Consider the following 9,590-nt stretch of genomic DNA (forward strand, 5'->3'; position numbering starts at 1 on the left):
GTCACACCATGCACCCTGAATTTCAGCAGCTCATGAGCCAAGCCACCCGGCTCACCCGTTCCGGCAATCTGGCCGCAGCGACGGCCGCCATTCAAGCCGCGTTGCTTGGCGTGCAACCCACGGCCACCGCCGCGCAGCCGCGTTTCGATGATGCCGACGTCATCGACGTCGAGGCTTGGGAGGTTCCGGAATCCAAGCCCGTTGCCGAACCCGTTTCTGATGCGCCTTCGCAGCCCGCTTCCCAACCTGATGTCTTCCTCTCAGGCGCCTTTCGCAACGCCGCTGGCCAGCGTAGCTACAAGCTCTACGTGCCGCCCGGCGCGGGCGATCAGCCCCGGCCGCTGGTGGTGATGCTGCATGGCTGCACGCAGGACGCCGATGATTTCGCCGCTGGCACTGCCATGAACGACGCCGCGCGAGAGCAGGGCTTTTATGTGCTGTATCCGGTGCAGCCGCGCGAGGTGAATCCGCAGAAATGCTGGAACTGGTTCAAGCACAACCATCAGCAGGCGGGCAAAGGCGAACCGTCGATTCTGGCGGAGATGACGCGCCACATCATCGCCGAACACAACATCGATACGCGCCGCGTTTACGTGGCCGGCCTGTCGGCGGGCGGGGCGATGGCCGCGATTCTGGCTGGCGCTTATCCGAAGCTGTATGCGGCGGCGGGCGTGCATTCTGGCTTGGCCGCGGGCGCCGCCAAGGATTTGCCAGGCGCCTTGGCCGCGATGAAAGGCATGGGCGCCGGGCCGGTGACGGCGTCGCCCAATGCGGTGCCGACCATCGTCTTTCATGGGGATCGCGATACCACCGTCCACCCCAGCAATGCGGACGCGGTGGTCGCCGCAAGCGCCGGGGCGAGTGCCCGCGCGGAAAGCCAACGCGTCGCAAGCGCGAACCAAGGGCGCGACAGCACCAAGCGCGTGTATCGGAATTCGGCGGGCGACGTGGTCGCGGAATACTGGGTGGTGCATGGCGCCGGCCACGCCTGGGCCGGCGGTTCCGCGCGCGGTTCCTATACAGACGCCAGCGGCCCGAATGCGACCCAAGAGATGCTGCGATTCTTCTTCGAACACCCCTTGGCCGCCCAGCACTGACGCACGTCGCGGCCTTGCTGTGCACCATGACTTGTGCAGCACGACTTGTGCAGTACAGGTATACGGCCAATGGGCGCGGCCTTCCGTTTCGGAAGGCCGCTAGCCGTAAGGGGTAAGACGTGACGGCAATCCCCGCGCCGCGCGATCAGACCAGCGTGACTTTGCCCGTGGCCAAGTCGTAGACGCCGCCCGCCACCATCAGCTTCTTCTGTTGAACCATGCCTTGCAGCACCGGTTGCGCCGTCTGCAATCGCTGGACGGCCAGGCGGACGTTTTCAGCGATGGCGGCGCTCAGCAGGTTCTTGGGGTCGCCCTTGCTGGCGCGCTCCACCGCGGGCTTGATGGCGTTGACCAGTTCGGGCAGGTGGCCAGGCAGTTCGGCTTGCTCTTTCAGTACCTTCACCGTGGCGTCCACCGCGCCACAGTTGTTGTGGCCCAGCACCAGAATCAGCGGCACGTTCAGGAACTTGGCGGCGTATTCAAAGCTGGCCAGGCCGTCGTCATTGACGAAGTTGCCCGCCACGCGAACGATGAACACGTCGCCCGGATTCTGGTCGAACGCCAACTCCGGCGCCACCCGCGAATCGGAACAGCTCAAGATCGCCGCAATCGGCTTTTGCGTTTTGACGCGCGCGGCGCGGCCCGCTGAAAAGTCTCGAACGTTGGGTTTGTTGGCGGCGTACCGCGCGTTGCCGGCCATCAGGCGCTTCAGGGCGGCGTCACCGCCAATATCGTTCGACGGGACTTCGGCGTGGGCGGCTTCAAGCCAGCCCGTGGCTCCGATGGCGGCAATTCCCGCCGCGCCCAATAGCAGGCGGCGGCGGGGATTCTCAGGGGTGGAGGGGGACAAACAGTTGGCGCAATCGCACATAGGGTTCTCCCAAAGGACGAGATGTCCAGAGAATTCGTGCGCGATCATTGTGCGGCGATAACGGTGTTTCGGCGCAGTAACCCGTGTGGACTTAACCATTGTTTAAAGCGACGGGCGCTTGACCTTGCCCACGTGGGCATCTTTAGGCTCGGGGTCTTCTCTTGGACAGGCCAAGACAGATAACTAAGGTGGCCCAATATGCCAAAAATCACCGTTCTTCCCCATCCTGATCTTGCCCCCGCCGGCGCAGTGCTGGACGTGTCCGCGGGCACGTCCCTGTGCGACGCGTTGCTGGATCACGGCATCGCAATTGAACACGCGTGCGAGCAAAGCCGCGCCTGCACCACGTGCCACTGCATCGTGCGCAGCGGCTTCGATGCGCTCAATGACGTGGAAGAGGGCGAAGAAGACTTGCTTAACCGCGCATGGGGCGTCGAGCCGCAGTCGCGCTTAAGCTGCCAGGCCATCGTCGGCGAACAAGACGTGACGGTCGACATCCCCAAGTACACGGTCAATCACGCAAAGGAAAACCACTGAAATGCGTGCGGCGATGGCGCTAAGCCTCCCGCGCAACACGCTCCACAATTTGCACGGACCGAAGGCCGCGAACTATGGACGTTTGTGTGCCACTGCCACTGCGACGGCGCCATCTGGCAGCCGGTACTTTCCATCACCCAGCCAAATGACTTGCTCGCCGGATTCCAATGTGCAGACATAACGATGTTCTGGCGACGCGTCTGCGCTACGAATAATGACCAGGCGACGTTCGACGCGCACCGTCGACCGGTCCGGCAGTTTGACAATTACGTCAGACAGTCGTGAGCCTGAGGCCATGACAAAGCCCTCCCTCAGATCGCCTATCCGCATCGGGCCGGATGTTGTTATGCCAGCGGATGGCGGTTTCTCCCTTGGCGCTTTTATTGATAGCACTCAAGGCGGACAGGGGAATATCGCCCGTGTGGGTGATTGCCGTGTGGATGTTTCGCCGGAAAGGCGTGGCCAGCCGATCAAGTTTCCAGCGGGGCTTGTATAGTTGCAAGATGCGCGTCCGGAGTCCGGGCAGCGGCAATATTGGCAAGCGAGGCAGCGATGGAAATTTCGTACGGTGAAAAGTTGTATGGCTACAAGTTAGTGCAGCGGGAGAAAATTCAACCCGCTCGCGAACTGCCGCCCGTGATGACCGAGAAGGACAAAGAAAAGGTGGCATCGGCGGCGAAGAGTGTCATTGCTGTCCATCGGGATGTGCTCATTGCACTGAAGGATCGGTAGGTGCTCGATTCTCAGTTTGTGATTGCCATTCACGATGAAATCCTGGCCGAGACCGGTGGCCTACCCGGTCTGGCGGGCGGTGGCGTCGGCGCGGTAGAGGCAGCGCTTTTCCGCATAGAGATGCATGCGCACTATGCCGGGTTGGATGATGTGTTTGGTATTGCCGGGCTCTATGCCGAAGCGGTGGCTCGCGGCCATGTCTTCAATGATGCGAACAAGCGGACTGCGCTGACTTGTGCGTTGACCTACCTGTATCGGCAAGGCATTCAAATTCCACGGGTTGCAGAGCTCGAAGAGGTCGTTGTCCTGCTGGCATCCGGTGAAATTTCTGGCGCGGCATTTGCTGATTTTCTCAGTGCAGTATGGCTTGCGCATGGAAAGCCAGCTGTAGATTTCCAGCCTGAGTAACGCTCGCGCGGATTGCGGCGGATCGTCGGCAGAAGGGCGCTCAACGCCCTTGAAGGGCTTGTTTTCGAACCCTTACATCGCTGTTACGACTGCGCAGATAGGATTCCTATATTCGCAAATTGGAGTCCATCATGAATAACGAAAAGCCGACCCCTGAACCGAACAAGCGGCGCTGGCCTTTTGGCTACGGCGACCAAGAATCGTCACGCTAACGGAGTCAGCCATGGATTGCTCAGTTGAAGGAAAGGTTGCTTTTGCGGACGGGCATTCGTACCACTTCGCCACGGTAGATGCCGCGCTGGCGTTTGCGGAATGTGTGAAAAGCTCGCAGCAGCCTGGCCAGTGTGCGGCGGCCAATGGCTGTACGCAGACGGTCAAGCTGCAAGCGGTGAAGACCGAGGCGGAAGAGAAAGAGGAAGCGGAAAAAGCAGAGGAACGGTCAGCGGCCAAGGGCGTCTGATCGCTAATCCCCTAATCCTCTAATCCTTTAATCCGCTAATCCCCTAATCCCCTAATCCGCTATTCCTCTGTTCCTCAAATCGGATAGCCCCTATCCCATCGCCCGCTACGCAGCAGCCCGCGCCGCATCGCGATCGGCCGGGCGCGTACTGCCGGGTTTGCCGTAGAACCAGATCGCGCAAAGAAAGGCGCTGAACATGCCCGCCGGGCCGCCGATCGCCAACGAGCCGTTAAGTTCTTCCCATGAAAACGCGCGGCTCGTGATGCCTTGAACAAAGCCCACGCCGAAGACGCCGCCCACCAGCGCAACTTTTGCGTAGGACCACCACGTGGTCCGAGCGGGCCGCAAGGCGCCTGCCACGCCGCCGCATAACAAGGCTGGCACGGCGCCAAACACATAAAACCAGGGCAAGCCGAAGATCAGCATCATCAGATTTTTCGGCGCCATCGCGATGGCGCTGATGGTGATGGTGACCGCCGCGCCGCCGATGGCCGGGGCAAACAACGCGAACATGATGGCGCCGGCCAAGACGTCGCTGCCAATGCGGCGCGGCGTGTCGTCCGGCGCACGCCGGGCATAGCGGTAAGCCACAAAAGCCAGCGCGGCCAGAGTCAGGATGCAAACGGAGATGAGTAGACGCATGGCGCCATTCTGTCATAAACCCTTTGCGCGCAAGGCAAGGCTAAACCGGTTTGCCCAACAGGCCGCCGCGCCGCGCCACCAGCGATGCTTGCGTGCGATTCGGCACGCCCAGCGTGGCCAGAATGACGGAGATATGCGCCTTGACCGTTTTCTCGGTAACACCAAGCTGCTCGGAGATGTCGCGGTTGCGGATGCCGTCGCACATCAGCCGCAACACCTCGATCTGACGCGGCGTCAACTCGCTAAGCAGGGCGGCGGCGTCGGGCCGCATATCGTTCTGCACACCGGACGGCGTGATGACCGGCGCGGTGGCCGGCGCGAATGCGGCTTGGCCGCCAGGCGCGGTATCAGCCTGGGCATCCGGCAGGCCATCAGGTAGATAAGGCAGGTCGATTTGTTCAAGGGCCGAGAGCAGCATCTGGCTGCTTGCCGATTTGTGCAGGAACGCGCGCGCGCCGGCAGTCATTGCGCTGTGGCGGTCGTGCGCATCTTCAGATGCCGACAACACCAGGATGCGCACGCCGGGCCGCACTTGCCGCAGCCGCTTCAAGAGAGCCGTGCCGCCAATGTCGGGCAGGTAGTAATCCATGATGACGCGGCTGATGTCAGCGCGCGATTCCAGAACGGCCAGCGCTTCAGCGCCGCTTGCGGCGGGGCAGATATCCAGCGAGGGCGCCATGTGTCCGATCGTCATCATCAGCCCCTCTCGGAACATGGTGTGATCTTCGATCATCAGCACTGCGGTCACTGGAGGTCTCCGGAAAGCGGGCCGCGCCAGCCAATCGGCCGAGTCGGATAGGGGGATAGCAGGGGAATCTGGCGCCGATGCGAGGGCCCGTGCAGGGCGGATCGGCTGTGACATAGTCGGAAATAAATTAACAAAGCTTGACTTGCCGGTCAACGAAATATCCCGCCCCGGCCGCATCGGATTGTGTTGCGGACTAGGACTAAAGTCCAATGCGGCCCTCATTCATTCGCGTTAATTTTCGGCGTCAGCGCAAGCATCAAGTTACCGGCTAATTAGTAACTTAATGTTTTATACCGCCCATTCGCCCCGGGCGGGAGACGGCCTGATTATTCATTTCTTGTCCATTTATCCCGAAAAATTCCGGGCCATTTTTGATGTGATGTGAAATATTTCGGTTTATGTCTGGACTTGCCCGCATTAGCCGGCAAGTTAGTGTTCTACATAGGGAAAATGACCAATTTCAGGTATGGACGAAGTTTGACAAAACCCGTCTAATTCTTGCGGTCGTTCACCCTTATGACGGATGGATTTTCCGGCAAAACTTCGTGCTGAAGTTGCGCATAATCCTTGCCGAAAACGTGGACAAAGTGACAAACACCGGGTAAGGAGAAATTAATAATGTCAGCAACTGTGTTTTACGAACGTGCCGTTGCACTGGACCGTGCGGCGCACCAGAACACCAAAATCCAGATCCAGCCGGACCACTACGCGTTTGCGCACGACACGAATGCGCTGCCCATCGCGGCCAGCGAATTCGCCGATGCCGGCCGTCATTACCCCATCGTTTTCGTGGGCGACGACGCCGGCAATTTCCACGTTGCCGTGCTGCTGGGCCTGGAAGACAAGTCCAACCTATTCGTGACCGAGCAGGGCACCTGGAGGGCCGACACCTACGTGCCGGCATTTGCCCGCCGTTACCCCTTCGTGCTGGGCACGACCTCCGAAGCCGACCGCCTGGCGGTGTGCATTGACGAGTCCTACCCCGGCATCAACACCGCCGACGGCGTGGCCTTGTTCGAAGACGGCAAGGAAACGGGCTACCTGACGCAGATGATGGAATTTCTGCGCGTGTTCCAGGGCGAAATGGAACTGACCAAGAACATGGCCAAGCGCTTGAACGAACTGGGCTTGCTGTCGGCCAAGACGATCACGATTTCGCAAGCCGATGGCGACCGCTACCTGAGCGGCTTCTGGGTGGTGGACGAGCAGAAGTTTGCCGGCATCGATGACGCGCGCGTGGTCGAGCTTCAGCGTTCGGGCATCCTGCGCCTGATCGAACTGCATCGCGCGTCGCTGGGCAACATCCAGCGTCTGGCCATGCAGCTGGACGAGCAGCGCCGCCTGAAGGCGCAGCAGCAAAAGGATGTGGCGTCCAGCACCGACGCCGCGCCCGCCGAGTCCGCGGCCTGATACCGCCACCCGGGCCATGCTGACCGCTACCTTGACTCCCGCGATCGGCCCGGCCGCCAGCCAACCCGGCGCCGAGCCGGAGATTCACATCCCCCTGCACACGCTGCGGGGGGAACGGCGGATCTGGGCGGATCGCCTGCTGTCTGTCTTCAAAGGCAGGCAGATCGACGGGGTCGAGTGGTCGATGAAGTTTTCGGCCGCGGGTCTGGTCGGCAACCGTTTCATGCTGGGCATCCAGCGTGAACACTGGCATCAGCTGGACATGGCCACGCTGTCGCAGGCGCTGGCCATTCCGCAATCGCTGTGGATGCGCGTGCAGCAAGACATGGAGCACGCACGCGCCATGTTCTTTGCCTACGAGCCCGACGGCGCGGCAGGCACCTACCGCATCTACCTGGAATTCATGCCCACGCCCGAGGCGCTGCGCCAGCACGGCGTGTTGCCCTTGGGTTGCGGCTACAAATGGCATCCGGCCACGCAGCAGGAAGCGGCCATCACCGCTTACCGCATGCGCTATCTAGCCGACCGCGCCGCGTTTGACGCGCATCTGGCGCCGCGTTTGGCCAAGCTGGCCAACCCGGTGTTGCGCCAAGTGGCCGAGCGCATCGTGCAGGCGGCCTGCGAGCAAGCCGACCACAGCGGCTTCATGTTTCTTGAAGTGGACGAAGCCGACACCCGCCGCGATTCGTTCACCGTCACTTTCCGCGGGGCAGACCTGCCTTTGCGAGCCTTCATCCCCGACCTGTTGCGTGTTGCCGCCAGCCTGGCGCTAGCCGAAAGCGAGGTCCTGGGTTTTCTTTTGCCCGACGAACCGCGCAGCCTGTACAGCCTGGCTGCCGGCGCCGCGCGGGACGGACACGAGTTCCTGACTGTCTACTATGACTGACAACGACAAGCTTCTCTTGCGTCCCGCGCCTGCGCGCACGGGCATGATCGCGCTGGCCGTGTTGACGGCAATGGGTATGGCGGGCTGCGCCGCGCAAAAAAGCGCACCGGCTGCGAAGGCTGACACCGCGCCGGTCTCGGCCGCGGGTGTCGCCACGCCGGACGCTGCCGCAACCCCAACTGCCGCAACCCCTTCCGGTGGCGTGCAGACCGAAGCTGGCACCTTGAAGATGGGGCAGCGCACGCCGGAGCAGGACTCGGGTTTTGGCAAGACGACGCCCAGCGCCCAGATGGACGAGGTTGCGCCCACGCCCGCGCCGCGCTTTGACGAAACCACTGTGTTGCCCGCGCCCGTGTCCTACCTGCCGCAAGACAACCCGGCGTACAACGGCGCGCAGCTGCCGGATCAAACCGATCCGATGACGCTTGATCAGGTTTACATGATGGCGCTCCAGAACGACCCACAATTGCAGGGCGCGTACCAAGAGCTGCAAGCGGTGGGTTACGGCGTGACGTCCGCGCGCGCGGGGCTATTGCCCAGCGTCACCGGCGAAGTGAACCGCAGCCGTGTGAAGCAAAACGTGGTCGATAGCGAAAACGCCGTCTACCAGACGGGCCGCGCCAACTGGGCCGAGAACGGCTGGGCGCTGACCTTGAACCAGCCTATCTTTGAGCTGGGCGCGTATCACAAGTGGCGTCAGGCGCAGGACGCCGAGCGCAAGGAAGTGGCCAGCTACGCCTACGCGCAGCAAGATCTGATGCTGCGCACGGCGACGGCGTACCTGAGCGTGCTGGCCGCGCAAGACCAGATCGAACTGACCGAGGCCGAACGCCGCACGACGCAAAAGCAGATGGAACTGGTTCAGGCGCGCTATCACAGCGGCCAGGAAACCCGCGTGGGCTTGAGCGAAGTGCAGGCGCGCCTGGACATCCAGGACGCCAACACGCTCTTGGCGAAAAACGATTATCTGGACAAGCAACAGGCCATTCAGGAAATCATCGGCTACGGCAACCTGAAGCTTCGCCCCGTGCGCAAAGACTTGCCGATGACTTTGCCTGTTCCCAACGATGCCCAGACCTGGCTGCGCACCGCGCTCGACCAGAACTGGTCCATTCGCGCGGCGTCGGCGGGCGTGGCCGTGGCCGAAAAGGAAGTGGCGGTGCAAAAGGCGGGCTACTACCCCAGCGTGAACCTGCGCGCCTCCACCGGCCGCAACGAAACGGGCGGCAGCTTGTTTGGCGGCGGCAGCACCGTGGCCGACACCCGTTTCACGGTGAACCTGTCGGTGCCGATTTTCCAGGGCGGCTACACGTACGGCATGAGCCACGCGGCCGCCAGCCGCTTAAGCGCCGCGTCGTCGGACTTAAGCCTCACGCGCCGCAAGGTGCAGCGCCAGGTGTTCTCGTCGTTCCAGAACATCGTCATCGGCGTGGACCGCATTCGGGCGCTGAACAGTTCGGTGACCTCGTTTGAAATGGCGTTGAAGCTGAAGGAAGAGGGCTTCACGGCGGGGCTGAATGACATCGTGAGCGTGCTGGACGCCTCGCGCAATCTGTACAACGCCAAGCGCCAGCAGGCCGAGGCTGGCTACAACTTTGTGCTGGACGGACTGAAGCTCAAGCAGGCGGCGGGAACGCTGAGCGCGGCGGATATCGCGGCGATCAGCCAGCAGATGCAGTAAGGCTGTCAGGCGGCAAGCAGGCCAACCGCAGGGCCATCGGGCGCGACGCCGGATGGCTCCGAATCGTTTTAATTCAGGGCGTGTCATACGCCCGCTTTCACAAATGTCGAGCGACGAT

General features: G+C 61.9%; 11 protein-coding genes. 8 read left to right on the plus strand and 3 right to left on the minus strand.

From position 1 onward, the window contains the following. Positions 1 to 8: 8 nt before the first annotated feature. A complete protein-coding gene (locus ACFZAI_RS14115) occupies positions 9 to 1,097 on the plus strand; it encodes an alpha/beta hydrolase family esterase (protein ID WP_391567444.1) in 1,089 nt (362 codons plus the stop codon). 145 nt (positions 1,098 to 1,242) lie between these two features. Here ACFZAI_RS14115 and ACFZAI_RS14120 read toward each other — a convergent pair whose 3' ends face one another. After that, positions 1,243 to 1,947 carry a carbonic anhydrase gene (locus ACFZAI_RS14120; protein ID WP_391567445.1) on the minus strand — a complete coding sequence of 235 codons (705 nt, stop codon included), beginning with the start codon at positions 1,945 to 1,947 and terminating at the stop codon, positions 1,243 to 1,245. Positions 1,948 to 2,166: 219 nt separating this feature from the next. Here ACFZAI_RS14120 and fdx point away from each other — a divergent pair, with 219 nt between their 5' ends. From fdx to ACFZAI_RS14140, 4 genes are all read left to right on the plus strand, one after another. Continuing rightward, positions 2,167 to 2,505, plus strand: coding sequence for an ISC system 2Fe-2S type ferredoxin (gene fdx, locus ACFZAI_RS14125; RefSeq protein ID WP_391567446.1), 339 nt, complete (start codon positions 2,167 to 2,169; stop codon positions 2,503 to 2,505). Between the two features lie 552 nt (positions 2,506 to 3,057). After that, on the plus strand, positions 3,058 to 3,237 hold the full coding sequence (locus ACFZAI_RS14130) for a hypothetical protein (RefSeq protein ID WP_175169183.1): 180 nt from the start codon (positions 3,058 to 3,060) through the stop codon (positions 3,235 to 3,237). Next, positions 3,238 to 3,645 carry a type II toxin-antitoxin system death-on-curing family toxin gene (locus tag ACFZAI_RS14135; protein ID WP_391567447.1) on the plus strand — a complete coding sequence of 136 codons (408 nt, stop codon included), beginning with the start codon at positions 3,238 to 3,240 and terminating at the stop codon, positions 3,643 to 3,645. Positions 3,646 to 3,868: 223 nt separating this feature from the next. Then, the gene (locus ACFZAI_RS14140; RefSeq protein ID WP_391567448.1) at positions 3,869 to 4,105 is read left to right on the plus strand and encodes a hypothetical protein; all 237 of its coding nucleotides are present in this window, start codon (positions 3,869 to 3,871) and stop codon (positions 4,103 to 4,105) included. 105 nt (positions 4,106 to 4,210) lie between these two features. On the opposite strand, the gene ACFZAI_RS14145 is transcribed toward ACFZAI_RS14140, so the two are convergent. Continuing rightward, entirely contained in the window at positions 4,211 to 4,747 is a 537-nt protein-coding gene (locus ACFZAI_RS14145; RefSeq protein WP_391567449.1) for a hypothetical protein, read from the minus strand. Between the two features lie 40 nt (positions 4,748 to 4,787). Beyond that, on the minus strand, positions 4,788 to 5,495 hold the full coding sequence (locus tag ACFZAI_RS14150; protein ID WP_391567450.1) for a response regulator: 708 nt from the start codon (positions 5,493 to 5,495) through the stop codon (positions 4,788 to 4,790). Between the two features lie 618 nt (positions 5,496 to 6,113). Between ACFZAI_RS14150 and ACFZAI_RS14155 the strand changes: the two genes are divergently transcribed. Genes ACFZAI_RS14155 through ACFZAI_RS14165 form a run of 3 tightly spaced genes read left to right on the plus strand, consistent with a single transcriptional unit; the run spans position 6,114 to position 9,472 of the window. Then, positions 6,114 to 6,905 carry a SapC family protein gene (locus ACFZAI_RS14155; RefSeq protein ID WP_391567451.1) on the plus strand — a complete coding sequence of 264 codons (792 nt, stop codon included), beginning with the start codon at positions 6,114 to 6,116 and terminating at the stop codon, positions 6,903 to 6,905. Between the two features lie 16 nt (positions 6,906 to 6,921). Beyond that, complete coding sequence (locus ACFZAI_RS14160; protein ID WP_391567452.1) at positions 6,922 to 7,791, plus strand: hypothetical protein; 870 nt, start codon at positions 6,922 to 6,924, stop codon at positions 7,789 to 7,791. Beyond that, entirely contained in the window at positions 7,784 to 9,472 is a 1,689-nt protein-coding gene (locus ACFZAI_RS14165) for a TolC family outer membrane protein (protein ID WP_391567453.1), read from the plus strand. The genes ACFZAI_RS14160 and ACFZAI_RS14165 overlap by 8 nt, the downstream gene beginning before the upstream one ends. Positions 9,473 to 9,590 lie beyond the last annotated feature (118 nt).

Source organism: Achromobacter sp. NPDC008082 (assembly GCF_042957345.1).
Taxonomy (GTDB): Bacteria; Pseudomonadota; Gammaproteobacteria; order Burkholderiales; family Burkholderiaceae_B; genus Achromobacter; species Achromobacter kerstersii_A.